22 protein-coding genes are annotated in these 25,008 nt (G+C 53.4%); all 22 read right to left on the minus strand.

The window, feature by feature from the left end; genetic code table 11:
* Positions 1–102: 102 nt before the first annotated feature.
* The 22 genes from NSQ46_RS18850 to mgsA all read right to left on the minus strand — a co-directional run bounded on the left by NSQ46_RS18850 (position 103) and on the right by mgsA (position 25,006).
* The gene (locus NSQ46_RS18850) at positions 103–2,628 is read right to left on the minus strand and encodes a xyloglucanase (RefSeq protein ID WP_342574327.1); all 2,526 of its coding nucleotides are present in this window, start codon (positions 2,626–2,628) and stop codon (positions 103–105) included.
* A 238-nt stretch (positions 2,629–2,866) separates the two neighbouring features.
* Positions 2,867–3,892 carry a phosphotransferase gene (locus NSQ46_RS18855; RefSeq protein WP_341341752.1) on the minus strand — a complete coding sequence of 342 codons (1,026 nt, stop codon included), beginning with the start codon at positions 3,890–3,892 and terminating at the stop codon, positions 2,867–2,869.
* A 136-nt stretch (positions 3,893–4,028) separates the two neighbouring features.
* Positions 4,029–4,301 (minus strand): CD3324 family protein, encoded by a 273-nt coding sequence (locus NSQ46_RS18860; protein WP_007129871.1) that lies wholly within the window; start codon positions 4,299–4,301, stop codon positions 4,029–4,031.
* Positions 4,302–4,717: 416 nt separating this feature from the next.
* The gene (locus NSQ46_RS18865; RefSeq protein ID WP_342574330.1) at positions 4,718–5,464 is read right to left on the minus strand and encodes a DnaD domain-containing protein; all 747 of its coding nucleotides are present in this window, start codon (positions 5,462–5,464) and stop codon (positions 4,718–4,720) included.
* 18 nt (positions 5,465–5,482) lie between these two features.
* Positions 5,483–6,778, minus strand: coding sequence for an asparagine--tRNA ligase (gene asnS / locus NSQ46_RS18870; protein ID WP_007129869.1), 1,296 nt, complete (start codon positions 6,776–6,778; stop codon positions 5,483–5,485).
* Positions 6,779–6,807: 29 nt separating this feature from the next.
* The gene (locus tag NSQ46_RS18875) at positions 6,808–8,016 is read right to left on the minus strand and encodes an acetate kinase (RefSeq protein WP_341033805.1); all 1,209 of its coding nucleotides are present in this window, start codon (positions 8,014–8,016) and stop codon (positions 6,808–6,810) included.
* Positions 8,013–8,885: a 3-hydroxyacyl-CoA dehydrogenase NAD-binding domain-containing protein gene (locus NSQ46_RS18880; RefSeq protein ID WP_007129867.1), complete on the minus strand. Its 873-nt coding sequence runs from the start codon at positions 8,883–8,885 to the stop codon at positions 8,013–8,015. Before NSQ46_RS18880 ends, NSQ46_RS18875 begins: the two co-directional genes overlap by 4 nt.
* A 359-nt stretch (positions 8,886–9,244) precedes the next feature.
* Complete coding sequence (locus NSQ46_RS18885) at positions 9,245–10,747, minus strand: AAA family ATPase (protein ID WP_007129866.1); 1,503 nt, start codon at positions 10,745–10,747, stop codon at positions 9,245–9,247.
* A complete protein-coding gene (locus NSQ46_RS18890) occupies positions 10,740–11,273 on the minus strand; it encodes a hypothetical protein (protein WP_342574331.1) in 534 nt (177 codons plus the stop codon). The genes NSQ46_RS18885 and NSQ46_RS18890 overlap by 8 nt, the downstream gene beginning before the upstream one ends.
* Positions 11,274–11,536: 263 nt before the next feature.
* Complete coding sequence (locus NSQ46_RS18895) at positions 11,537–12,055, minus strand: DUF5590 domain-containing protein (RefSeq protein WP_342574333.1); 519 nt, start codon at positions 12,053–12,055, stop codon at positions 11,537–11,539.
* 28 nt (positions 12,056–12,083) lie between these two features.
* Positions 12,084–13,382 (minus strand): amidohydrolase, encoded by a 1,299-nt coding sequence (locus NSQ46_RS18900; protein ID WP_341033806.1) that lies wholly within the window; start codon positions 13,380–13,382, stop codon positions 12,084–12,086.
* A complete protein-coding gene (locus NSQ46_RS18905) occupies positions 13,360–14,022 on the minus strand; it encodes a redox-sensing transcriptional repressor Rex (RefSeq protein WP_007129862.1) in 663 nt (220 codons plus the stop codon). Before NSQ46_RS18905 ends, NSQ46_RS18900 begins: the two co-directional genes overlap by 23 nt.
* Before the next feature lie 68 nt (positions 14,023–14,090).
* Positions 14,091–16,958 carry an ATP-dependent DNA helicase DinG gene (gene dinG / locus NSQ46_RS18910; protein ID WP_342574336.1) on the minus strand — a complete coding sequence of 956 codons (2,868 nt, stop codon included), beginning with the start codon at positions 16,956–16,958 and terminating at the stop codon, positions 14,091–14,093.
* Between the two features lie 228 nt (positions 16,959–17,186).
* Positions 17,187–17,816 (minus strand): hypothetical protein, encoded by a 630-nt coding sequence (locus tag NSQ46_RS18915; RefSeq protein WP_007129860.1) that lies wholly within the window; start codon positions 17,814–17,816, stop codon positions 17,187–17,189.
* A gap of 110 nt (positions 17,817–17,926) precedes the next feature.
* Positions 17,927–18,310, minus strand: a complete 384-nt coding sequence (gene panD, locus NSQ46_RS18920) for an aspartate 1-decarboxylase (protein ID WP_007129859.1) — start codon at positions 18,308–18,310, stop codon at positions 17,927–17,929.
* A complete protein-coding gene (gene panC / locus NSQ46_RS18925; RefSeq protein ID WP_342574338.1) occupies positions 18,303–19,193 on the minus strand; it encodes a pantoate--beta-alanine ligase in 891 nt (296 codons plus the stop codon). Before panC ends, panD begins: the two co-directional genes overlap by 8 nt.
* Positions 19,190–20,068 carry a 3-methyl-2-oxobutanoate hydroxymethyltransferase gene (panB, locus tag NSQ46_RS18930; protein WP_007129857.1) on the minus strand — a complete coding sequence of 293 codons (879 nt, stop codon included), beginning with the start codon at positions 20,066–20,068 and terminating at the stop codon, positions 19,190–19,192. The genes panC and panB overlap by 4 nt, the downstream gene beginning before the upstream one ends.
* Before the next feature lie 291 nt (positions 20,069–20,359).
* Positions 20,360–21,349, minus strand: a complete 990-nt coding sequence (locus NSQ46_RS18935) for a biotin--[acetyl-CoA-carboxylase] ligase (RefSeq protein ID WP_342574341.1) — start codon at positions 21,347–21,349, stop codon at positions 20,360–20,362.
* Complete coding sequence (locus tag NSQ46_RS18940) at positions 21,336–22,634, minus strand: CCA tRNA nucleotidyltransferase (RefSeq protein WP_342574342.1); 1,299 nt, start codon at positions 22,632–22,634, stop codon at positions 21,336–21,338. Before NSQ46_RS18940 ends, NSQ46_RS18935 begins: the two co-directional genes overlap by 14 nt.
* A gap of 49 nt (positions 22,635–22,683) precedes the next feature.
* Positions 22,684–23,847: an N-acetyl-alpha-D-glucosaminyl L-malate synthase BshA gene (bshA, locus tag NSQ46_RS18945; protein WP_342574344.1), complete on the minus strand. Its 1,164-nt coding sequence runs from the start codon at positions 23,845–23,847 to the stop codon at positions 22,684–22,686.
* A 32-nt stretch (positions 23,848–23,879) separates the two neighbouring features.
* Positions 23,880–24,587, minus strand: coding sequence for a bacillithiol biosynthesis deacetylase BshB1 (gene bshB1 / locus NSQ46_RS18950; RefSeq protein WP_341033814.1), 708 nt, complete (start codon positions 24,585–24,587; stop codon positions 23,880–23,882).
* Positions 24,584–25,006 carry a methylglyoxal synthase gene (gene mgsA, locus NSQ46_RS18955; protein ID WP_028403615.1) on the minus strand — a complete coding sequence of 141 codons (423 nt, stop codon included), beginning with the start codon at positions 25,004–25,006 and terminating at the stop codon, positions 24,584–24,586. Before mgsA ends, bshB1 begins: the two co-directional genes overlap by 4 nt.
* Positions 25,007–25,008: the final 2 nt, after the last annotated feature.

The following is a 25,008-nucleotide window of genomic DNA, read 5'->3' on the forward strand; positions in this document are numbered from 1 at the left end:
AAAAAATAAAGGCCGAGGAAGGAATACCTTCCCGGCCCGCTGCGCGTAGACGTTTCGTCTAACGCTCAACTGTTTTTGTTAATGTTGCTGAAGACCTTATTGCTAGTTGTTCTTATTGCCGTTGTTGTTTTTGTTATTTTTGCCGTTGTTCTTATTCCCTTGATTGTTTTTACTGTTCTTATTGTTCTTATTGTTCTTATTGTCCTTGTTATTTTTATCGTCCTGCTTTTCTGTTTTATCTTTATCCTTGTCTTTGTCTTTATCCTGTTTGCCAGGCTTCGCGTTTCCTTTGGAATCGGACTGGATATCTCCGACCACGATGCCCAAACCGTTGGTCCCGATGTACACCCTTCCGTATACCCGCGGATCGCCGGTTATGGCGCGATTGGCCGATCCGAATTGATGCTCATCGTCATTGATTCGAATCCAGCTGGCTCCCCCGTTGTCCGAACGGTAAACCCCGTACTTGTTGTTTATTTTGGCGTAGCTGTATAGCGCCATCACGTTTTGTCCAGGTGCAGCCTTGCCGAAGCCGATGGTAGCCGCTTCCTGGATACCCTCCAGCTTGACGAAGCTATTGCCGGAATCCGTGGAGTGCCATAAACCATAAGCGCTTTGCGTGTTGCTGTTGTCTTTGGCCGCCGCAATCCATATTTCCCCTTCCGCTCCCGGAACCGCTTTGAATTTGCTGGTCAAGGTCTGCGGCAGCCCCGTCGCCTGAGAGGCTGTAAAGGTTGCGCCGCCATCGTTACTGATATAGAACTTGCCGTTGGCTATGCCATAGAACTTGCTCGGATTTACCCGATCGGAAGAAATGATCGCTCCTTCCGGTATCCCTTGCGAAGCATGCCAGGTAACTCCCCGGTCCTTGGTGTAGCTTACAGGGCGTACGCTCTCGGATGAACTGCTTATCGGACTCCAGACAATCCGGCTTCCGTCCGCGCCGACGGCCACCCATCCGCCTTCGGTTTTGTCGCCCTCGGCCGATGGCCAGGCATTGGCGGCCGGTGTCCAGGTCTTCCCGTTATCCATAGAAACGCCCATTCTTGGGGCCGTTCCTTCCGCATTCCCTACCCGAACGATGATGTTGGGGTTCTTTTCCGCATAGTCGATATCGGTGCTGGTACCCAGATACGGATTGGTAATCATCTGCGGCGCTTTTGTCAAATCCTCATGCCGGAAGCCCCCGATATCCCCCATCGCACTCAGCAGCGGGGCTCCCGATGGAGGACTGATCAGGCCGAGAATCGCCGTTTCTTCGATCCCGTTCGCCTGCACGGAAATGTTGACGTTCTGCCCCCGATCAAGTGCGGTCATGTTATCGGTCCCGTATAGCGTCGCCCCCGTACCATACAGGATGCGGTCCGAATCGAACGGATCGATCTCCAGATCGCCGATCATCCAGCCCAGCTTAGGCGAAATTTCGGGCAGCGCTTTCTTCTCTCCCCAGTCCAGCCATGGAGATATCGCGTAATCGATCGTAAACCGGTTTTCTCTTACCGGATCCTTCGAATAGTCAAGCGTCCATAGCGATGTCCATGTTTTGCCACCGTCCGTGCTGCGGTAGATGAACTCGTCCGGCCACCACTTGTTCATCGTCGCCACCATCAGCGTATCCGGATGTCTGGCATCCACTGAGATGCCTCCATACGGATGCTCGGTGCTGCCTGTCGGGCTGACATCCGTCCACTGGCCCGTCTTCGTATTGTACTTCCATACGGCTCCCGTTCCGCCGTCATATGGACCGATAAACTCATTATACGTAATATACAAATTCCCATTTGAGCTTAATACGCCGTGATGCGGAAAGAAATTTTGCCGCGGCTGCCCGGGAAGCAGCTCCCATGACTGGCCGCCATCAGTGCTCCGGTAAATACTGTTGACCGTATCGGCAACTCCGACGTAAATGGTCTGCGTTGCTTTTCCCCGGCTGCCCGTTGTCGGGTCGAATGTAATCCATACCGGTCCGACGATATCGCCATAATAATCCTTTGCGCTGCCGTCATTCGGGAAGCTGGCCACCTTGCCCCAGGTTTTCCCGTAATCTGTGCTTCTCCACAGCCCGTTTCCGCTGCGCGCCCCCAAATACAGGACCCGATTGTCGTTGGGATCAATCGCGAGCCGCTCACCCATGGACCGGCCCGGCATATTGCCGCCAAGCTTGAATGGAAGCGCTGTACGCTCGAAGCTGTCGCCGCGGTCCTTCGATCGAAGCAGCACACCGTTCATATCCGTCCAGTCGTTCGTGTATGTACCGGCCGCGATATACAATCGGTCCGGATCCACAGGGTCCGTTGCCAAGCTTTCCACACCGAGCATATTCCATTCGTCGAAGCCTACGAAATTCATTAGCTGAATCCAGGAGCCGGTCTCCGGATTCCAGCGATAAGCACCGCCAATATCGGTACGTGCATAGATGAGGTCCTTCTCGCTCGGATTGAATACAATGCCCGGAATGAAGCCGCCGCCGACCACTTTTGCGCGGTCCCAGCTGTAAGCTTGTTCCTGGATGCCTTTCCTTCCTGGTGCTTCCTTGGCCTGATCTCCCGGCGAGCTTGCGAAAGCAGCTCCACCGACCGAGAATGACAGCGAAGCGGCTAAGGTGATATTACATAGCTTTTTGAACATGAAATCCCTCCTGTACCGTTGTAGACGACCATAAACTGCGAGCCTTTCGATAACTTTTCGTTGAATCGGTTCGATGCTCCCCCCTCTTATTGCGCCATTCATGACTGGTTGAAATCCAAATGCGCTGTATAAATTGAAAGCGCTTGCCAAAAAGGACGGCTGTGTATTACGCCACCTATTCTATATGGAATGGAGCCGCAATAACACCTGCCATTTTGGATATATTTTCATGTGAAAATTAGTGATCCTGCCTTCTCACCGGTTCTAGCTTGCGGAACAGAAAGGACTCACCCTTTAGAAACGCCTGAATATAGGCCAAGGCGTACGGCTGTTCAGCCCGCATGCCTTCCCACTCCAGCGGATTGGGAGCGTGGTGACTATAGTTCTCCATCATCGTCATGATAAAAAAGCACTCCAATTTCCTCACTTCATCCTGGCGCACTTCGCGGGCTTCATCATATGCCCGGAGCAAATCCCGTCGCTGTTCGGGCCCCAGTGCGAGCAGGATTGCTGCCGTATCGTACAGAAAATATCCAGAGCCGCATCTTCCGAAGTCGATCGGACGAGGGTCATCCTCGTCGAATACGATATTTCCAATGTGCAGATCGGCATGGATCAGTCCATAGCTATGCCTGTCCTTCTTCATCCCTGCCAGCTCTGTTTGGATCTTTGCTGCAGCTTGTCCATACAAACGCCAATCCGGCTTCGTTAAAAAGCTGCTGTAGTATCGCGAGAGTCTGGTCATTGCCATGTCAAAGCTTTGTCTTCCCCAGTGCGGCCGGATAAAACCGGATGGAGGAACGAACTGCTCTCCAGCCTGATGAAGGCTGCGAAGCAATTTACCGATGTTATGCACCTGCCGATCCGTGAGCCTCCCTTCAGCAGGTTGCCCATCAACCCATTTCATCAGCGTTATATATGAAGAGGCATTGCCATCGTCCGTACGAAGCTCTATCACGGTTTCTCCGTTTCGGTCAGGAACACCTGAGGGTGCGTGTATGCTCTCGACTCCTTGTAATGCTTCGAGAAAGAGCAGCTCCGACTGGATCTCCGCTTGGCTTCGCTCATCCAAGTGGATCCGCAATAGATGCTTGTCCTCCCCTGCCGTACGAATACGGTAGGTTGCATGCTCGGAAAATCCGATAAACTCCACATCGGCGCCTTCCAATTCATAATGCTTGCACGCGGACCCTGCCAGCTTCTGAGCCTGGTTCAGTAAAGCTGCCCGTGTTTCTTCCGCCCCCACTTTTATATCATGCTCCATATCTACACCTCTTCGTCCCGGTTCTTCATCATCGATTCTAACCGGCCAACCATGCCCAGGGATATGCAGCAAATGAGTTGAACCAATGTAAACACAAAAAAGCCACATTAGAACGTGGATCTAATGTGACTTGCGCTTACTTGTTGTTTTTGGTATAAACGATTTTCTTGATCGAATCGCACGACAAGCAATATTGTGAGGACAGATCGTCGATGGAAGCACCCTCCGTGAATTTCCGGCGGATTTCCTCGTTCCTATTTTTCAAATAGGCCCTGCTTCCGGAGTTCTCTCCCCATTTCTTCCGCAGCCCCTCGGGCTTCGGGATGTACACCATCTTGCCTTGCACATATTTCTGCACTTCCTTCAGCAACTCCTCAGGAAGTATAATATCCGCGTTTATATATTTCATGGCATCCTTGCTCCTTAAAATGTAAGTTCGAAATTTTAAGGATGCAAAGTCCACGTGATAAACGGCCTCTTTTCACCAAGAGGAAATCAGGCGGTAACCATCTTCTCGCTCCATGCAAACAACCGCCGTTGTTCATCAAATAGACTTTGCATAGAGCACACTGTCAACTTCTTCATATTTGGCCCCTCCCTTCAAGATAATGGAATTCCGACAGGTTACGTTCATTATAGCGAAATCCGTGCCCGAAGTACACATGAGTGATTGAGACGGCTTGCTCGGGATCAACACATGTGCCATGCATGGTTCATGAAACGAATGTGGCGGCTCTTTCAAGAAATTGTACTTCCACCCCCAATAATGCATCGATTGCCCGCACAAAACAAAAACAGCACGCCCGCTAAGGACGTGCTGCTTGTCTATCTTCCGATATTTCTGAATTTCTGCGTATAGGCTTTAGCATCCTGGGCCGTGCGCACGCGATTGCGGCTCCATTCCAGCAGAATCCGGTCGATGTAGCGGAAATGCAGCTTTCCGGCAAACACCGCTTCCTTCAAGGCCAGCAGGATCAGCTCATCCGGATAACGGTCCGCATCCACCCACCCGGAAATCGTCTCGAGTTCCATCGGAGACAGCGGGCGGCCGAACTCCTTCTCGAAAATGGTGAACAGATTGCGCTCTTCCTTCTCCGGAACCGTCCAGGCTCCTGCGGGATCCATCGGCGCGGACCCTCCCCGGCCCGAGAGCGGGGACTGCGGTTTGATACGGTCCGGCTGAGGGGTCATATCCTCTTCGGCCATGCAATCCGCCAGCTTCTTGTACAACCCGTTCAGGTTGTACCGCTCATAATGGATTCCTTGCGCTCCGTCGACGTACTCATCGATACCGAGCAGCCCATCCTTCATGAGCCGCTGCAGGCTGGGCGCGATCGACGCGGCCGGAATGCCGGTTACATCCGACAGCTCCTCCAGGGACGGAAATGCCTTGAATTCGACCTGCTGAAATCCGATCAAATGGATCAGCAGCATCGCCTCCCGGTCCGTCAGGCCCAGCTTCCGGTAGTGGCGAAGGAGCGAATACGGAATAATCGCCATGCCCTGGCTCATTCCCGCTGCCGCGCCATCGGCCCACGATCCCCGGTTGCCTCCGGCGTTGCCGTGATCCATAGACTCACCTCTCACGGCTTATGGATACAACCGATACAATGTTCTTGGGAACGGAATCGTTTCACGCACATGATCCAGACCGCAGATCCAGGCTACCGTCCGCTCCAGTCCAAGCCCGAAGCCGGAATGTGGAACCGTTCCGTATTTACGCAGATCCATATACCACTGATAGGTGTCCATCGACAGGTCATGCTCCTTGAAACGCTCTTCCAGCAGCTGCGGATCGTCGATCCGCTGCGAACCGCCGATGATCTCGCCATAGCCTTCCGGGGCGATCATGTCCGCGCACAGCACGACTTCCGGACGGTTCGGATCCGGCTTCATGTAGAAAGCCTTGATGCCGGCCGGATAATGCGTAATAAAGACCGGCTTATCGTATTTTTCGGCAATGGCCGTCTCATGCGGCGCGCCGAAATCCTCACCCCAAGGAATATCGAAGCCTTGCGTGTGCAGGAATTCGATGGCCTCGTCATACGTAATCCGCGGGAACGGAGCCTGGATCGCTTCCAGCTTGGAAATATCGCGGCCGATCGCCTCCAGCTCCTGGCGGCAGTTTTTAACGACCGATTGCACGACATGAGCGATGAACTGCTCCTGTACCTTCAGACTCTCCTCGTGATCCGTGAAGGCCATTTCCGGCTCGATCATCCAGAACTCGATCAGGTGACGGCGGGTTTTGGATTTCTCTGCCCGGAATGTCGGACCGAAGGAATAGACCTTGCCGAGCGCCATGGCGGCCGCTTCCATGTACAGCTGTCCGCTTTGCGTCAGGTAGGCATCCTCGTCGAAATACTTCGTATGGAACAGGTTCGTCGTTCCTTCCGCGGATGTCGGCGTCAAAATCGGCGGATCCACCAGCGTAAATCCGTTCGTATCAAAGTACTCCTGAATCGCACGGATAATTTCCGCGCGGATGACCATAATCGCGCGCTGCTTCTGCGTACGAAGCCACAGATGGCGATGATCCATCAGGAAATCGACGCCGTGTTCTTTAGGCGTAATCGGATAATTCTCTGTCAGATGGATGATTTCGATGCCCGTTACCGTCATCTCATAACCGGATTGGCTGCGGGGCTCCTCGCGGATCACGCCCGTTACATAGAGCGAGCTCTCCTGCGTCAGGCTTTTTGCATCATTCCATACCTGCTCGGACACTTCATTCTTAACGACTACGCCTTGAATATATCCGGTACCGTCCCGAAGCTGCAGGAATTGAATCTTGCCGCTGGAACGCTTGTTGTTAATCCAGGCGCCGATGGTTACCGTCTCACCGACATGCTGGCTGACGTGACGAATCACACTTTTGGTGGCCATGCTAAAATCTCTCCCTTTATCACTGCGAATTAACGGTATAAAGCTTGTACGATACGATGCGTATCCCGAGCGATAACCAATTCCTCATTGGTAGGAATGACAAGCACCTCGACCTTTGAATTCGCCGTGGAAATGCGGCGAGGCTCGCCGGAACGAATGCTGTTCAGCTCCTCATCCAATTCTACGCCGAGATAGGTAAGCTGCTCAAGCACCTTTTTGCGGAGGACGATCGAGTTTTCCCCTACGCCTGCCGTAAATACGATGACATCCACGCCGTTCATTGCCGCAGCGTAGGACCCGATATATTTACGGAGCCGGTACTCGTACATGTTGAATGCCAGAGTCGTATTCGGCTCGCCTTTTTCCATGCCTTCCGTAATTTCGCGCATATCGCTGCTGATTCCGGAAATCGCGAGCAAACCGCTGTGCTTGTTCAGCATCGAGTTCACTTCATTGACGGTAAGCTCTTCCTTATTCATGACAAAAGGAACGATGGCAGGATCCAGGTCGCCGCTGCGCGTCCCCATCATCAAGCCTTCAAGCGGCGTCATCCCCATCGATGTATCGACCGACTTCCCGCCGTCTACGGCAGTCAGCGAAGCCCCGTTGCCAATGTGGCAGGTAATGATCTTGAGCTCCTCGATCGGACGGTTCAGAAACTCGGCTGCCGCTTGGCTGACATAAGCATGGGACGTACCGTGCGCACCGTAACGACGTACTTTATATTTATTATAAAGAACTCTCGGGATAGCGTACAGGTATGATTTTTCCGGCATCGTCTGATGGAAGGCGGTATCGAACACAACGACCTGCGGAACGCCCGGCATATTCGTTTCCGCTGCCCGGATCCCCATCATGGAAGCGGGATTATGAAGCGGAGCCAGGTCGAAGAGGCGGCGGATTTCCGCCTTGACTTCGCTGTCCACCAGGGCCGATTCCTTGAAGGACTCGCCGCCGTGTACGACCCGATGGCCGACGGCTTGAATGCTATCGATGGATTCGATGACGCCATGCTCTTCATTCGTCAGCATGCCGAGCACTTTGCGGATCGCGGTCGTATGCTCCAATATTTCACTGACCTCGGTCACTTCCTGTTTCCCGGTCGGCTTATGGGTCAGAATCGAGGAATCCATCCCGATCCGCTCCACCAGGCCTTTGGCCAGCACGGATTCATCCGTCATGTTATACAGCTGATATTTAAGCGAGGAACTGCCCGCGTTAATTACGAGAATATTCATATCCGGTCACCATCCTTGTCGTACTTGAAAAAGCCCTCGCCGGTCTTCACGCCAAGCTGTCCGGCACGCACCATCTTCTTAAGCACGATGGACGGACGGTATTTCAGCTCGCCGTATTCGCGGAACATGCGTTCGAGCGCGGCAAGAATGGAGTCAAGACCGAAACGGTCCGCCATCTCGAGCGGCCCGTGCTGGAAGTTGTAGCCGATTCGCATCGCGTCGTCGATATCCTCCGCGGACGCAACGCCTTCCTGTAGCAGATGCAGCGCTTCGTTGATCATCAGCGTAATCATGCGCGTCGTTACGAAGCCCGGAGATTCATAGACCATGATGCCCTTCTTGTCAGCCACTTCCTCGACAAAACGCTTCGTTTCGGTAAACGTCTGTTCGGACGTTTTCAAGCCGCGAATAATTTCAACGAGATCCACCTTGGATACGGGATGTATAAAGTGCATGCCAATAACACGCTCCGGATATTTCGTGGAGCTGGCAAGCTCCGTCAAGCTGAGCGTGGATGTATTGCTCGCCAAGATGACATTGCTCGGACATACTTGGTCAAGCTGTTCAAATACTTCTTTTTTTGCATCCAAATCTTCTATAATCGTCTCGATGACCATATCGCAGGTGCCAAGCTCCTTGATATGCGTCACTTTCTGAATCCGGCTAAGTATAAGTTTCTTCTCCGCCTGCGTGATGCCCCATTTCTCCAGCTGTTTATCCAGACTGGTTTCGATCATGCGGTATGAATAGTCCAATCTCTCTGGAGATTTCTCAACGAGCAGCACGTCGAGCCCTTTGGCGGCGAGCATTTCCGCAATGCCCTGCCCCATCGTACCGCCGCCGACAACGCCGATTTTTTTGAAGTACATGGTTTCTACTCCACCCTTTCCTTATCTCTATACAGTATTGTACCCCTATTTGTCGAAAAATGCATTTTTAGAGGTTGTCCAAAAAATCGTCTTTTGATCACGAAGTGATTCAAGAAGAAACTCGGCATCGAATCTTGAATTCAGCCGGGCTTAAGTAGCAGCTTCCGAAGCATGTTTTCTGCGAAAACATTTCAGGTGCTCACGTACCCAGTACGTACGCTCCGCTCCTCAATCCCTAGCTTCTTCCAACCTTCTTGGTGCTGAAAACCCGATTTTTTTGAACATGCATTTTTAGAGCACAAAATATAATAATATCTTAGCATGAGAAAAAAGTAAAAAAAAATAACCAGCATAACAAATTATGCTGGTAAAAGCGCGTTTTCACGAAATTGACAACGAAATTGCTCACCGGACAAAATTTCCTCTTTCATCAGGATGTCAAGCGAATTGTCGAATATCGCCCGATTCCGTTCCAACAGGCCTTTCGTCCGGGACATGAGCTCTTCTAGGATCATATTGTTCTCGCGCATCAATTCCTCGGTCGTAACCATATTCATGTTGATGATGCCAAGCGAGGTTAAACCGGATTTCATCATCGTCTCCACAATGTTAAGCGATTGCTCAAAGTCATTGCTGGAGCCGGTGCTCCGCCCGCCGTAATAGATTTCTTCCGCGGCGGCTCCGCCAAGCGCGATCATAATCTGCTCTTCCAGGAACGATTTCGTATAGAGATACTGCTCCTGCTGCGGATTGTGACGCACATAGCCAAGAGCTTTGCCGCGGGGGCTGAGCGCCACCTGCTTCACGCTGCCGGGGCGTACGAGCTCCGCCATAATGGCATGACCCAGCTCATGGATCGCCACCCGCTTCTTCTCTTCGATATTGGATTCGCGGTCTGACCGCTCACCCATCATGACCTTATCGATGGCCATGGACAGATGGCGCTGGTGAATGAATTGCTCATTCTCTCGCATCGTGTAAATCGCCGCTTCGTTCATGACGCTTTCCAGCTGGGCGCCCGAGAAGCCGTACGCTTCCTCGGCGATTTTCTCAAGGTCCACATCCTCATGCAGCGGTTTGTTGGCCGCATGCAGTCTTAGAATATGGGCTCGTCCCTTCTTATCCGGCAGATCCACCTGAATATGGCGGTCAAATCTTCCCGGACGAAGCAGGGCGCTATCCAGCATCTCCTTGCGGTTCGTGGCGGCGATGACGAGAATACGCGGCGCCTCGGTCGAATAGATCCCATCCATTTCGGTCAGCAGCTGGTTCAGCGTCTGATCATATTCGCGCTGCTGCCCGCCTTCACGCTTCCCACCGATGACGTCGATCTCATCGATAAAGATAATTGCGCTCTGTTTATTCTCCTTCTCGGCCCGGGTGCGGGCATCCTTAAACAAATCCCGGATGCGTCCAGCTCCGACGCCGACGTACATTTCAACGAATTCGCTGCCCGATGCAGCCACGAATACGGAATTGGTGTAATGGGCTGCCGCTCTGGCCATGAGCGTCTTCCCCGTCCCCGGAGGACCGGTGAGAAGAATGCCCTTGAGCGGACGGATTCCGAATTTCTTGATATCTTCATGACGGATCAGAAAATCAAGCGCCTCCCGAAGCTCCTGCTTGGCATTGTCCTGCCCGCCGATCTCCTCAAAGGTCAGCTTCGAGGGGCCCGCTTTCTTGCGTTTGCGTTCATTGCCTGCTCCGACGGCGATCCCGCCTCTCATCTTCGCGATGAACAGCAATCCGCCTACGAGAGCAACCGCGATGATAACCGGCACGATATTCACCCCGATAAAAGCCAGGAATACCAGCAATACCGGGACAAAGCCGATCGCTACTTCTTTCGTCCATTTAGGCATGGCTCCACACCTCCATTGTTCCGGGCTGACGCGGCAGGATGATGAATTTACCAGACTTTCCATCCGACAGGCTGATGTAGACATTGTTGTCGTCGATCGTCGCTTTTGCGCTCAGATTCGGCGTACCGGCGGCCAGCCGATCCAGGGATTTCTGGATGTTGGTGTATTGCTTGTTATCCATTGCCTCAGCAACAGACAGCATCGCCTTTTCCCACCACTCGTCCAACGCCTCCGAGGAGTGGTCCTCGACTTGAATTTTAAGCTCCCGGCTGCCGATCACGGATTTGCCTTCACGCTTGATATGTTGAACCAAGCCCTGCAAATTCGTGTCCGGAGCCAAATCGAGTTTCAAAGATACGGCATCATGTTTAATATCTATATGAGAACTTTTCACGCCTTCATATTGAGAAACAACATCGGCCAGCGGACTCTGGACAGCGAAACGCTGATATAGAAACCATCCGCCGAAGAGCACCAATGCCGAAATGACAACCGTCAGCATGATAGGGACAATGCGTAGTTTCATGAAGTGCCTCCTTCAGTAGTAGTAATTTGTAGATTAGAATAAATCACATTTATATACAGTATCATATGCTATGACTAATAGATCGTTTTCTGTCTAATGAGTACAACAATGAGTATATCACATAATCTATACTTTTTCATGCCTTCCTGTGAAAATATTAAGAACAGTTTTTCCATATTTTTCAGACAGCGCTTACAAACCCAAAACAAAGAGGCTTCCTTGTACAATCGCGTACAAGAAAGCCTCTTTCCTGTATAACTGATTTATTGATTTGGAAGAATAATGTCCTCTCCGATCGCCTGTCCGTCCTGGAAGCGATAGAAGCGATAACCTAATTGGCCCTGATTCTCATATTGGAGCTGCCATGTATACTCGCCTTCATACATGACGGGGAGTAGCCGCTTGATCACAGCACCCGGCATCTCATTGCGAATCTGCTCGCGCATCTGCTCCTCGGACAATCCGCTGCTGAGCAGCACGGCCTGAACCGCATCCTTGCCTTCAACAGGAAGGTTATCATCCGTAAACTTCACCCAGACCATAATCTGCTGCTGGTCCTGATTCGTTCCCGTGATGACCCAATAATTGTTGTTCTCGCCCCATACCGATTTGTAGGTCTTATCCTTCGTCACCAGGCTGCCATGCTGACGAGCGGCTTGCACCGCCAGGCTCTCCTCATTCCACGTGTCCTTCATGACGTAGGAATAGTACAGCTGCACGCATAGCAGCGCCAGCAGCAGCCCGGATATACTAAGCAAAATCCACTTTGTTCTCTTTTTCAAACCGTCTGATCCTCCCCCTTAATCTGACCTAAAGGGTCGAAAGACGCTCGAATGAACGCTGGGCTTCACGGCGGATCCGTTCCTCATCCAGCGTGAGGCAGGAGCCGTGCTTAACCACCTGCTTGCCGTCAACCCATACATGCTCCACATCCTTGGCGGAGGCCGAGTAAATTGAATGCGAAATGTAGTCCGTGCGCGGCAGGAAATGCGCTTGATCGGTATCCAGTGCGATCATGTCCGCCTTCATCCCGACGGCCAATCTGCCTACGTTATCAAGAAATGCCGACCGTGCTCCATACTCGGTTCCCATTCGAAGCGCTTCGGCTGCCGGAATAGCCGTCGGATCGCCGCTGACGCCCTTGTGGATAAGGGCGGCCAGGCGCATTTCTTCGAACATGTCCAGGTTGTTATTGCTCGCTGGTCCATCGGTTCCAAGGGACACTGTCACACCTGCTTTCAACAGCTCGGGAACACGCGCAACACCGCTGGCCAGCTTCAGGTTGCTGCCGGGGTTATGGGATACCGCGACATCATGCTTAGCCAATATTTCAATCTCTTCGTCCGTCAAATGCACCGCATGCGCGACCAGCGTCGGACGCGAGAACACGCCGAGCTTCTCTAGATGGGCCACCGGACGCTGTCCGTAGTCATTCACATTCTGCTGCACTTCGGCTGCCGTTTCGGACATATGGGTATGAATCGGCAGATTCAAATCATGCGCCGCTTGAACGAATTTCTCAATGAAGTCTGGCGGGCAGGTGTAAGGCGCATGCGGCGAAATCATCGTCGTAATCCGGCCCTCCGCCTGACCGTGCCAGTCCTTTGCAAAGGCAATCGCCTCATCCAGCTTCTGCTTCTGTACTTCCGGAGGACACAGCCCGATGACGCCTCTTGTCAGCACTCCCCGCATTCCGGAGTCTTGGACAACCTTGGCGACCTGATCCATATGGTCATACATGTCAACGAAGGTTGTCGTACCGCCCTTCAGCATCTCGAGCACCGAGAGCGAAGTGCCCCAAAATACATCGTCGGCCGTAAACTTCGCTTCCATCGGCCACATTTTCTCCTGCAGCCAAACTTGCAGGGCCAGATCATCGCCAAAACCGCGAAGCAGCGACATGGCTGCATGTCCATGCGTGTTGACCAGCCCTGGAAGGAATAACAGATGCGTTCCGTCCATCACCTGGGTTTCTGCATCGACCTGAGGCTCCTCTTCCCCCAAATACGTGATGCGGTCGTCCTCCACAACCATATACCCGCGGAGAACCGGCTGTCCTTCCTGAAGCACGGCAAATGTTCCGTTCTTAACCATCCACTTCGTTGTCATGCTGCGCATCCTCCTTCCCATTGTCCAAATAGTAAGCCAGACTTTGCAGATCCGTCGTAAAATCCGCGGTGTGAATGCGGATATGAGGCGGCGCCTTCAGAATCGTCGGGGCAAAATTCAAAATCGCCTCGATTCCGGCGTTGATCAGCTGATTGGCTACGTTTTGCGCTTCAAAATCCGGTACCGTAATGATCCCGATTCGAATGCCGTATTCCTGGACCGTCTTGTCCAGCTCTTCCATCGGCTGCACCGTCAAGTTATTGATCTTCAGCCCGATTTTCGGAGGATACGAATCGAAAATCGCCACAATCTTCATATTATCTTTCAGAAACGCGTTGTAATTGGATAGCGCATGTCCGAGATTGCCCGCACCCACCAGCGCTACGTTGATCTTCTGGTCTAGCTTCAAGATTTGGCGGATTTTCTCAATGAGATAGGAGACATCATAACCGATGCCCTTCCGGCCGAAATCCCCGAAATAGGCCAAATCCTTGCGGATTTGGGCCGGGTTCAGGTCGAGCTTCTGCCCAAGCTCCTGTGAGGAGACGGTGGACACCTCCCGCTTATGAAGCTCATTCAAATAGCGCAAATAGACTGGCAATCTGCGGACTACGGCCTCTGAAATTTTATCCGATTTCATGCATGCTCCCCCTATTAATAGGATGATAGTTCATCGCTTCCAATATAAAGCCTTGCTCCCCTTTAGGTTCACTCTTTTTCATTCTCCCTTTCCTCAAGCCACTGCGCAATACGGGGGACGATCCCCTCGGTCGGCATATGCTCCATTTTCGGTCCGGGCAGGGAATACAAGAAGTATTTTCCATAATACGATTCGATTACCCGGGTATCGTAGACGATCACGATTCCCTTATCGTGGGCGGTCCGAACAAGCCGCCCGAAGCCCTGCTTGAAACGGATGACCGCTTGCGGCACCGACAGCTTCATGAACGGGTTCCTCTTCTGCTGCTGCAGCAGCTCGCTCTTCGCCTCGACCAGCGGATGGTTGGGCGGCTGGAACGGCAGCCGGACAATCGCCAGGCAGGTCAGCGCTTCTCCGGGAATGTCAACACCCTCCCAGAAGGAGCTGGTCCCGAGCAGAACCGACGCGCTGCTATCCTGGAACCGGCGTATCAGCTTCGTACGGCTCGTACCATCCATTCCCTGACCAAGCACCGTAATATCGCTGGCAGCCAGCGCTTCCTTCAGCGGCTCGTGCACCTGACGAAGCATCCGGTACGACGTAAACAGGACGAGCATACGACCTTGGGTAGCTATTGCCGCTTCAGAGAGCGACTTCACGAGCGTATCCACAAATACCGCATCCCCCACGGAGCCCTTCACGCTTGGAAAATCCCGCGGAATGACAAGAAGCGCCTGCTCCCTGTAATTGAACGGGGACGGCAGCTGAACCGTGTTCAGATTCCCTGCGTCCGCCGCCTCCTGGAGCCCTAGATTATCGATCATGAATTGAAACGATTTATCGACCGACAGCGTCGCCGATGTCAGAATCACGCTCCGCTTCTTGTCAAAAAACAATTCCTTCAAATGCTTGCTCACATCAACGGGCACGGCATAGAGCTGCAGCGACTTGCTGCGGAAATTGCCGTTGGCCTCCATCCAGTATACGGTGCCTTCGTCATTCAGAGCCATGAAGGACCGCAAATCCTCGCGATGCGCAGCCAGATCCTTAAACAAGCCCGACAGGTCAGTCAGCAGGCTGTCCGCACTGTAATCGTCAAGCTCTTCCTTCATCTCGGCGATCAGCTTGTCTCCCTTGCGAACGACGTCTCCCAGCGTCACGTGAATCTGCTGTTCCAGCTCGGCGAGCGCTCCCCAATCCTTCGGCTTCTTCGCAGGCGAGAGCCGCAGCGTGTATTGCCCGGCATCTCCAGGAGAAGCATCGCCGCGTTCCGGAAGCAGGCCGAACAGCTGGTCGCTGAGTCGGTCCCAAGTTTCTTTCACCGTGATCAGATCAGGATAGATCCGGTCGATGACCGCCGACCATTCCCCGGATTTCTCATGGGGAGAAGCCTGGAGCAGCTGCCGCAGCGCAGGGAGCTGCCCGCTTCGGCTGTCCTTGTATAGACGCGTCAATGTATGAACCACCGTAAAATATTTCATCTGCAGCCCGAGATGCTTGCCGGCCACATCCTCCAAATGATGGGCTTCGTCGATGACGAGCCGCTCGTAGCTCGGAAGCAGCTGGTGGTTCGCTTTTACATCGGTAAACAGCTTGGAATGATTCGTGATGACAACATCCGCAATGCCGGCCTCATGCTTCGCCCGATGGTAGTAGCACTTGCGGAACCACGGGCAGCCTCGTCCAAGGCATGAATCGGAATCGCTGGCGATCGTTTCCCAGAAATCGCCTCCGCGGCCGCCGAGATTCAGCTCCTCATCATCGCCGCTTTCGGTCTGTGTGAGCCATACCAGCATTTGGGCCGCCGTAATGACGTCCTCCTTCGGCGAATGAAAATCTCTCCTATTTATTTTATGTTCAAATTTTCTCAAACACAAATAATGACCTCTTCCCTTAAAGATGGCTGCTTTAAAAGGGAACGGCACTACCTGGGTAAGCAGAGGAATGTCGCGGTCTCGAAGTTGTTCCTGCAGGTTGATCGTATGCGTGCTGACCATCACCTTCTGCTCCTGCTTGACGCTTTGGTAAATGGACGGGAGCAAATATCCGAGCGATTTTCCAGTACCGGTGCCGGCTTCGATCAACAGATGCTTGTCCTCATCAAGCGCCTGCATCACTTCCTGGAACATGATGTCCTGCGCATCCCGGCTCTCATATTGTGGAAGCACTTCCTTCAAACGTCTCCGAACCTCATCCATATACTCATCAAAGCTCATGTTCGCCAGCGGATTGGGCTCCGCTTCATCGCGGACCGGAGCGATGTCCGTCCAATCCTCAACGCCTAATGCGAATTGGCGGTAGTAGGTATGAATGCTGCCATCCTGGACGGCCTGCATCTCGCGCTCCACACGGATGCCGTCAAAGAACCAGGCCAAATCGCTGTCCTCTTCCGCAAACAGATCGCTCAGCCGCTGGATGGTCAGCAGAGGAAGCTCATCGATCTCCTCCAGGCATTTCAGCAGCACATTCGCTGTGGCAAGCGCATCGCTGTCCGCTTGGTGCGGACGGTCATGCTCGAGGCCGAAATGCGAGGAAACCATGCCGAGCTGATAAGATGGCAGCGAGGGGAAGCATATTTTCAAAAAGTGCATCGTATCTAAAATCCGGCCGCTGAACGGTAAATAACCGCAGCGATCCAGCGCGTTTTGCAAAAAGTTAAAATCGAAAGCCACATTGTGCCCGACCAGAACCACATCGTCCAGCATGGGCACGAGCTCCATCATCATTTCCTCCAAAGACGGCGCATCGGCTACATCGCTGTCGGAAATTCCGGTCAGACCGGTAATAAACGGAGGAATCGGAATCCCGGGATTGACGTACGTGCCGTACACGCGGGAGATGCCCCGATCCTCTTCGATGATGGCCAGCCCGACCTGGATAATTTCATCGGCAGACTGGTTGCCCGTGGTTTCAAAATCCAATACGGCAAATTTCATTTCGTTAAAATCCCTTTCTTCCAGACTAATTAACAGCATACCAGAAGTTGCGGCTTTTGAACATTCCGGCATACAGAATACCGGCTCCTCATGACCCGGACTCCTGCATGGAATTCACATTTCTGGCATGTCCCTAGAGGCATTCAGTACTTCTATAACAACGGAAAAAAGCGATGCTGAACAGCTCATTCCCTGAGCCTTAGCATCGCTTCTTGTTCAGACTGCTGCTTACAGCAGCGAGATCAGCTGACTGCCGTACTGCAGATCACCCCGGTTTTTCTTGCAAACCTCTAGATTGATTATCGGGTCGGGTAATGTCGGGTCGCTGTGAATCGCAAGGGTAAAACATTCCTCTGCCTTCGCCTGGCATCCGTTTAAGGCTTGAATGCAGCCGAGCGCGTTATACACCATGGCCCGCAGCTTCCGGTCTTCAGCCATCGGCAGGATGGACATGAGCACGTCGGATGCCTGGGAAGTCTCCCCCAAGTGAAGCTGGGATAATGCAATGTACAGCTTGATCAAGAGACTATCCGGATACACAGCTGCAGCGAGCTTGAACTGCGCGATCGCCGGCTCAAACATCAGCAGCTTATAATACCCTTGTCCCCGGATGAAGGCATCATGCTGCAGCTCAGGCGCCTCGGTCGGCGGAAAAACCGGAGGAGATACGGCATTTTCACGGAAGACGGCCATCCGTTCCTCGAAACGGAGCCATTCCTCAATAATGCCGTCGCTCATGCTCTTCAGCATATTCCAGTTTTGTACAAGCGCCTGCTTTTTAGGGCCATTTGCGGTAGGGTAATGCTTCACAATTTCATCTAACATGTTGTTCATTTCGGCGAATACATGTTGAAACATAGCGTGCATCCCACCCTTAGCGAAAAAATGAGATCAGTGCGTCGACCTGAACTCATTTTTTGTAGAAGTGGTCCTTTTCATCCCTTTGCGTTCCCGACACATTTTGGTCATTACAGCACAGCTGCGTGTACTTCCCGGTATGAAGTCGTTACAGGCTTATTGTTCTCGTCAACGATTACGACCGTCGGCGTATGGTTCTCATATTCCTCTTTGGACATCATGGCATAAGAAATAATGATGACGTTGTCCCCCGGCTGCACGAGCCGTGCCGCAGCTCCGTTAAGACAAATCACGCCGCTGCCGCGCTCTCCTTTAATGACATAGGTCTCCAGACGGGCGCCATTGTTATTATTCACGATTTGAACCTTTTCATTCTCCAGCAAATCTGCCGCTTCCATAAGATTCTCATCGATGGTAATGCTGCCCACATAGTTCAAATTCGCTTCCGTTACGGTCGCACGGTGGATTTTGGATTTCATCATCGTTCTAAACATGGGAATCCCCCACTTTCGGTTGAATTAACGCATTATCGATCAGGCGCGTACGGCCGAACCGCACAGCGAGCGCCATAATGACTCCACGATCTGTCCCTAAAGCCTGCTCAGAATCCGCAATAGGAGAAAGCTCCGGGAACGTGAGCACTTCCGCGTAATCGATGTCGGCCAGCGGCGACTGCGTAATATGCTCCCGAAGCAGCGTACGAATCTCGCCTGCCGTCACCTCGTGGTTCTGCTCAACTATCGCCTGCGCCGCCCTAAGGGAGCCGGACAAGACGAGCGCCTGCTTCCGCTCTTCCGGGCTGAGATAAACGTTGCGGGAGCTTAGGGCGAGACCGTCTTGTTCGCGAATAATCGGGCAAGGAACGATGCTCACGTCCATGTTCAAATCCCGAACCATCTGCTCAATGACGGCTACCTGCTGGGCATCCTTCATCCCGAAGAAGGCATAGGCCGGCTTTATGATATGAAACAGCTTGGATACAACGGTAGTCACCCCGTCAAAATGCCCCGGACGCGAAGCGCCGCAGAGCAGCGAGGTAATCTCCGCAACGGTTATCTTCGTTCTCGTTGGCTGCGGATACATTTCCTCAACGGACGGGATGAATACGGCATCCACCCCTTCTGCTTCCGCCAAGGCAAGGTCCCGCGCTTCATCTCTCGGATAGGTCTCATAATCCTCGCCCGGTCCGAACTGGATCGGGTTGACAAATATGCTGACAACGACCGTTCCGCACATTTCCCGGGCCTTGCGCATCAGACTGGCGTGTCCTTCATGCAGATAGCCCATGGTCGGTACAAGTCCGACGGCTCCGCTTCCTTCGTGTTGTCTTGCTTGGATAAATGCTCTTGCTTCCGCTATGGTGCGAATGACGTTCATGAAGTGCCCACCTTTTCCTTATTGCCGCCGTAGAGCGCCGGTTCGGAGGCTTGCTTATTCTCGGATTTGAATACATGCTCCTCGGCCGGGAACGAGCGGTCCTTGACTTCTCTTACATATTGGGCGATTCCGTCACGGATGACGGATCCGATGTCCGCGTAAGTTTTGACAAACCGTTTGTCACGGTAGGGGGAAGCGTATTTCAATATATCATGGTACACAAGCACCTGACCGTCGCAATATCGGCCGGCGCCGATCCCGATGGTCGGAATGCTCAATGCCTTCGTAATTTCGGCTGCGGCCTCTTCCGTGACTAGCTCCAGCACGACCGCAAATGCGCCGGCTGCTTCGAGCGCCTTGGCATCGTTCATCAGCCGCTTGGCATCCTCGGCGTCCTTGCCTTGAATCCGGTAGCCGCCGATCTGGTTGACCGACTGCGGAGTCAGGCCGATGTGACCGAGCACGGGCACGCCCGACTGAACGATCCGTTTGACGGTATCGGCGATTTCAGCGCCGCCTTCGAGCTTGACGGCATGTGCATGTCCCTCCTGCATGAGTCTGCGCACGCCTTTCAGGCTTTCGTCGATTCCCCCGTGATACGTCATAAACGGCATATCGGCAACGATGAACGTATTCTCCGCACCGCGGGCTACGGAACGCGTATGGTACACCATGTCATCCAGCGTAACCGGAATCGTTGAATTGTAGCCCAGCACGACGTTGCCGAGGGAATCCCCGACCAGGATCATATCGATATCCGCCTCTTCCGCCAGCTTTGCGGACGGGTAGTCGTATGCGGTCAGCATGCTGATCGGCTTGCCGTCCCGCTTCATATTCCTCATCTTAACAATGTTCAATGGTTGCTTGCCTGTCATTGTGACACAGCCTCCCTGTCGTAAAAGTATAAGCACAACAAAAAAACCTTTTAGCACAGCTTGCTAAAAAGGTCCGAAAGGCAAAAAAGAGTCACTCGCGATCGTCCCTTCTGTCTCGGTCCTTTCGGCTCAGAGCAGAATCCAACGTAACCGGCATAACAGTTATGAAGGTGTTCTAAAATAATGCATGATTCCTAACGCTACTTGCCAAGAGTGCAGCTCGCAATCGATCGCGATACCGCCTCTGGCTATAGTATAACAAAGTCCGAAAATTTTTTCACCCTGTTTGATTTACCTGGTATTGAAAAGAATTTCGCCGGAGTACACCGGAACCATTTCACCTGCGTCGCTGCGCACCATAAGGGCGCCGTCCTTATTCAAGCCGGTAGCTGTTCCCGTGAAATCTCCTTGCCCCGACTGTACCCGGACTTCGCGCCCGACCGTGCCCGACAGCGCCTCCCATGCGGAGGCGATAGGCTCAAAACCCTGCTCATTATATAATTCGTAGAGAACTTCCATTTCCTGCATGATCGTTTGAATCAGCTCTGTCCGGTTGACGACGTTCCCGCCAGCCATCCTTACCGAAGTCGCCACGCTTCGCAGCTCCTCCGGAAAATCGGTCTCCTTCAGGTTTACGCTGATCCCGATTCCCGCTACGCAATAACGGATCCGCCCGTCCTCCGCGGTGGATTCCAGCAGAATGCCGCAAACCTTCTTGCCTTCATATAAAATATCGTTAGGCCACTTGATTTGTGTCTGCACACCCGCTGATTTTCCGATTGCGCGGCATACCGCCACCCCCGTGAGCAGGGTCAGCTGCTGGGTTAAATGCAGCGGCTGCTTCGGTCTCAGGATCAAGCTCATCCAGATGCCCTTGCCGCGGGGCGAATGGAATTTGCGCCCCATCCGGCCGCGCCCGCCGGTCTGCTCTTCCGAGATGACGAGCGTACCTTCAGGCGCGCCTGCCTCCGCCAACTCCCGGGCATCCTCCTGCGTCGATATGGTTCGGTCCAGCAGCTTGATCTGCTTGCCGAAGTAGCGGCTCTTCATTCCGGCTCCCAGCAGCTGTTCATCCAGCACGTCGGGCTCGTCCACCATACGGTAGCCGAGCCTCGGAAGCGCTTCGAACTCATAGCCGAGGCTTCGCAGCTTGTTGATCTGTTTCCATACCGCCGTCCGGCTGATGGACAGCCTGCGGCTGATTTCTTCTCCCGACAGGAACTGACCGGGATGCTCCTGAAACATACGGAGCAAGGAATACCCTTGATCATGATCCTTCATGATTCATTACCACCCGCTTTGCTTCATCAATCAACGATTCTTTATCATTGTTAATCTTGCCGGCCGCTGCAAGAAGCAGCAGCTGCCCGAGCAGCTCGCCAAGCCATGGGCCGCCGCGTTTGCCTAGCACCTGAACCAGCTCATTGCCGGTCACTGCCAAATCCTTCAGGCTCTGGATCTGCATCTCCTCCAGCCATTCGGCAAGCTGCCTGTTTGCAGTCTCCGTCGTCGCTGCGGCACCGGAATGATGAAGCGCATGCTGCATTCGCAGCCAGCCTCCAGCCGACGCCTTCCCATGGGTGAGCACAAGGCGAACCCATGGAAGCTTATCCATTCCATCTTTATCGGCTCCGGTGATTTTAAGCCACTCTTCTTGAATGGACATCAGACTCACGATTTCCTGCCGCTGCTTGTTGGAGAACGTCCATCCCCGCAGCAGCTCATCCGCGGCTTGGGACCGGATATCGCAAGCCAGCAGGAGGAGCGACCAACGGATGTACGCATGCTCCGGGTCAATGAGCGGGATCGCCGATAACATGCTGTCATCATGGCCGGTATAAGGGAACGGCGCCTTCATCCGTGAATAAAGCCCGCTGCGGACGAACATGCTTAAGCCCCGCAGCGGCGAAGGACCGGTCATGATTTTTTCAAATTCGCTCCGGATCCGTTCCATGGCGATAAAGCTCAGCGTATCTCTCTCCGCAAGGATCCCCTTCCACGTTCGCGGCGCGATCGAGAAGCCGAATACCGAAGCGAACCGAATGCACCGAACCATGCGGAGCGCGTCTTCCCGAAAGCGCAAGGATGCTTCGCCCACGCAGCGGATCCTGCGCCGGTCGATATCCGCCCGGCCGCCGAACGGATCCACCCATGTACCGTCGAGCCCGATCGCCATCGCATTCATCGTAAAATCCCGCCGTCTCAAATCTTGCTCGACATCCCCGACAAAAGCCACCTCCGTCGGATGACGGTGATCCTCGTATCCGCCTTCGATCCGGAAGGTCGTCACCTCAAAGGCCTCCCCTTCCATCAGAACCGTCACCGTTCCGTGCTGGATGCCGGTCGGAATGACTTTGGGGAACAACGAGGCCGTTATCTCCGGCCGGGCAGAGGTCGTGATGTCCATATCGCTGACCCGGCGGCCCATGTACTCATCGCGAACGCAACCGCCGACCCAATATGCCTCATAGCCATGCTGAAGCAGCGTCCGGATGACTTCCGCGCTCCGATCCGCCATCGCCTGATCCGCATATTGCCATTGTATTGATTTCTGCCCATTTCTCATGATTTGACGTTCCTTCTTTATCCGAAAAATAGACGAGAGGATCTGAGCTTCAGCCGCATATCGGCTTCAGCTCGTTAACCTCCCGCCCCAATACTCGGTAATAGATTTGCTCATACTTGCCGCGAATCAACTCATTGCAGAACATCGTTGTGGCGCGCTGCATGCAAGCCTTGCGCATCCGTTCCGCAAGCTCCGCATCTTTGAATATGGTAAGCACATGCTCCGCCATCGCCGCCGTATCGCCGATCGGGGCCAAGAACCCCGTCTCGCCGTGCGTAACCAGTTCTGGAATCCCTCCGGCCGTAGAGCCTACCGTCGGCACGCCGCAGGCCATCGCCTCCAGCGCAACGAGGCCGAAGCTTTCCTTCTCGGATGGAAGCAGCAGCACATCGGCCATGGAGATGACATGCGCTATTTCGTCTTGCTTGCCGAGGAAATGAACCTTATCTTCCAGCCCCATCTCCTTGATGCGGCATTGGATCTTCGGAAGCTCCGGCCCTTCCCCTACCAGCAGCAGCTTCGCAGGCATGTTCCGCTGGACCCGATCGAATATATCCAGCACGTCCCCTACCCGTTTAACCGGGCGGAAGTTGGAGATATGCATCAGAACCTTCTCCGCCGGGTTGGCGTAATCCCTTCGGAGCGATTCCGAATGTCGTGGGTAATACACTCTCGGATCAACGAAATTATAGGTCAGATCGATGTCGCGGGTAATGTCGAGCAGCTCCCTTGTCTCCCGGATCAGATCCTCCGAAACCGCCGTTACGGCATCGCTCTCGTTGATCGCCAATCGGATCAAGTCCTTCAGCGATTCGTCTTGGGCCAGCACCGTAATGTCGGTCCCGTGAAGCGTTGTTACGACTTTAAGCTGGTCCCCCACCATCTGCTTCGCGAGGAAAGCGCAGACGGCATGCGGAACCGCGTAATGAACATGCAGCACGTCAAGCTGCTGCATGTTCGCCACCTGCGCCATCTTGGTCGCCAGCGACAGATCATAAGGAGGGTACCGGAATACATAATAATCGTTTACTTCTACCTCATGATAAAAAATATTTTTATGAAAGGAGCCTAAACGAAACGGAATGCTGTGTGCTATAAAATGAACCTGATGGCCTTGCTCCGCCAGAAGCTTCCCAAGCTCCGTCGCCACCACGCCAGACCCGCCCAATGAAGGATAGCAGGTAATCCCTATTTTTAATGGTTGCTGTTTCATATAAGGCCTCCTTCAACGTCACCTTCTGTATATTATGCCTGTTTGGAGCCGAATAGATGAACGGTATACGGACTTTTCGAGGCAAAGCCTTCCGCATAAGGAATAAGGCTGCGCGCGCCCAATAACGAATCCCTGGCCCGCACACGTTCGATATAACCCTCGGTTAACGGAGTGGACACCGCATTCTCGTCCGTCTTCTCAAATTGCGAGCGGTAGCAGGAGAGTGCCCGTTCCTTCGTCCCGTAATGCTCGGTCACGTCCACGATCAGATCCGTTCTGCCGATATCATTAATGAAGTAAAAATAGAGCTCGTCCACTTTGACTGGCGGAAGCTCAGGCAAATACCGCCGCAGCTTCGCATTAAACACCGCTTCCTCAACAAGCCGGCTGGCAGCCACGTGATCCGGATGGCGGTCTTCCCAGTACGGAGCAAACACGATGGACGGAGCATGCTTACGAATCTCGGCCGTTATCCGCTCGACATGCTCGGGCGTTGCGAATAAACCGCGATCCGGCAGTCCCAAGTTTGTCCGGACCTTAAGGTTCAGCACCTCGGCTGCTTGCTCCGCTTCCCCCCGGCGGATCTCCACCGTTCCATTGGACGACATCTCCGCCTGCGTCAGATCGCATATGCCGACAGACCGTCCTGCCGCGACATGCTTCGCGATCGTGCCGGCCATGCCGATCTCCGCATCATCCGCATGCGCGCCGAAGATTAAAATATCCAGCTTGTCGCTCATTGTCCGTCCACGCCCGGCTTATACTTGTGAACAAGCTCCCGCCATGCAAAATCTCCACGGTCCAGTGCTTTGACCAAAATTTCAGCTGTCGCCACATTGGTTGCAAGCGGAATTCCCTGGACATCGCACAAGCGAAGCAGCGCGTTAATGTCCGGTTCATGGGGCTGAGCCATTAAAGGATCGCGCAGGAAGATGATAAGATCCATTTCGTTGTCCGCCACGAGCGCCCCGATCTGCTGATCGCCGCCAAGCGGGCCGGAAGCGAAACGGTGAATGCTCAGCTCGGTCTGCTCCATAATGCGCGTACCTGTCGTGCCGGTCGAATATAGGTTATGGTCTTTAAAAACGCCCTCATAGGCGATAACAAAGTTGACCATCTCTTCTTTTTTACGGTCATGTGCGATAAATGCAATATTCATCT

It is taken from the genome of Paenibacillus sp. FSL M8-0142 (genome assembly GCF_038597315.1).
Taxonomy (GTDB): domain Bacteria; phylum Bacillota; class Bacilli; order Paenibacillales; family Paenibacillaceae; genus Paenibacillus_AQ; species Paenibacillus_AQ lactis.

What these genes read in the sequence shown, in the direction of transcription:
- NSQ46_RS18850 (WP_342574327.1), bottom strand. Translation starts at nt 2,628, where the DNA reads ATGTTCAAAAAGCTATGTAATATCACCTTAGCCGCTTCGCTGTCATTC.
- NSQ46_RS18855 (WP_341341752.1), bottom strand. Translation starts at nt 3,892, where the DNA reads ATGGAGCATGATATAAAAGTGGGGGCGGAAGAAACACGGGCAGCTTTA.
- NSQ46_RS18860 (WP_007129871.1), bottom strand. Translation starts at nt 4,301, where the DNA reads ATGAAATATATAAACGCGGATATTATACTTCCTGAGGAGTTGCTGAAG.
- NSQ46_RS18865 (WP_342574330.1), bottom strand. Translation starts at nt 5,464, where the DNA reads ATGGATCACGGCAACGCCGGAGGCAACCGGGGATCGTGGGCCGATGGC.
- asnS (WP_007129869.1), bottom strand. Translation starts at nt 6,778, where the DNA reads ATGGCCACCAAAAGTGTGATTCGTCACGTCAGCCAGCATGTCGGTGAG.
- NSQ46_RS18875 (WP_341033805.1), bottom strand. Translation starts at nt 8,016, where the DNA reads ATGAATATTCTCGTAATTAACGCGGGCAGTTCCTCGCTTAAATATCAG.
- NSQ46_RS18880 (WP_007129867.1), bottom strand. Translation starts at nt 8,885, where the DNA reads ATGTACTTCAAAAAAATCGGCGTTGTCGGCGGCGGTACGATGGGGCAG.
- NSQ46_RS18885 (WP_007129866.1), bottom strand. Translation starts at nt 10,747, where the DNA reads ATGCCTAAATGGACGAAAGAAGTAGCGATCGGCTTTGTCCCGGTATTG.
- NSQ46_RS18890 (WP_342574331.1), bottom strand. Translation starts at nt 11,273, where the DNA reads ATGAAACTACGCATTGTCCCTATCATGCTGACGGTTGTCATTTCGGCA.
- NSQ46_RS18900 (WP_341033806.1), bottom strand. Translation starts at nt 13,382, where the DNA reads ATGACAACGAAGTGGATGGTTAAGAACGGAACATTTGCCGTGCTTCAG.
- NSQ46_RS18905 (WP_007129862.1), bottom strand. Translation starts at nt 14,022, where the DNA reads ATGAAATCGGATAAAATTTCAGAGGCCGTAGTCCGCAGATTGCCAGTC.
- dinG (WP_342574336.1), bottom strand. Translation starts at nt 16,958, where the DNA reads ATGAAATTTGCCGTATTGGATTTTGAAACCACGGGCAACCAGTCTGCC.
- NSQ46_RS18915 (WP_007129860.1), bottom strand. Translation starts at nt 17,816, where the DNA reads ATGTTTCAACATGTATTCGCCGAAATGAACAACATGTTAGATGAAATT.
- panD (WP_007129859.1), bottom strand. Translation starts at nt 18,310, where the DNA reads ATGTTTAGAACGATGATGAAATCCAAAATCCACCGTGCGACCGTAACG.
- panC (WP_342574338.1), bottom strand. Translation starts at nt 19,193, where the DNA reads ATGAACGTCATTCGCACCATAGCGGAAGCAAGAGCATTTATCCAAGCA.
- panB (WP_007129857.1), bottom strand. Translation starts at nt 20,068, where the DNA reads ATGACAGGCAAGCAACCATTGAACATTGTTAAGATGAGGAATATGAAG.
- NSQ46_RS18935 (WP_342574341.1), bottom strand. Translation starts at nt 21,349, where the DNA reads ATGAAGGATCATGATCAAGGGTATTCCTTGCTCCGTATGTTTCAGGAG.
- NSQ46_RS18940 (WP_342574342.1), bottom strand. Translation starts at nt 22,634, where the DNA reads ATGAGAAATGGGCAGAAATCAATACAATGGCAATATGCGGATCAGGCG.
- bshA (WP_342574344.1), bottom strand. Translation starts at nt 23,847, where the DNA reads ATGAAACAGCAACCATTAAAAATAGGGATTACCTGCTATCCTTCATTG.
- bshB1 (WP_341033814.1), bottom strand. Translation starts at nt 24,587, where the DNA reads ATGAGCGACAAGCTGGATATTTTAATCTTCGGCGCGCATGCGGATGAT.
- mgsA (WP_028403615.1), bottom strand. Translation starts at nt 25,006, where the DNA reads ATGAATATTGCATTTATCGCACATGACCGTAAAAAAGAAGAGATGGTC.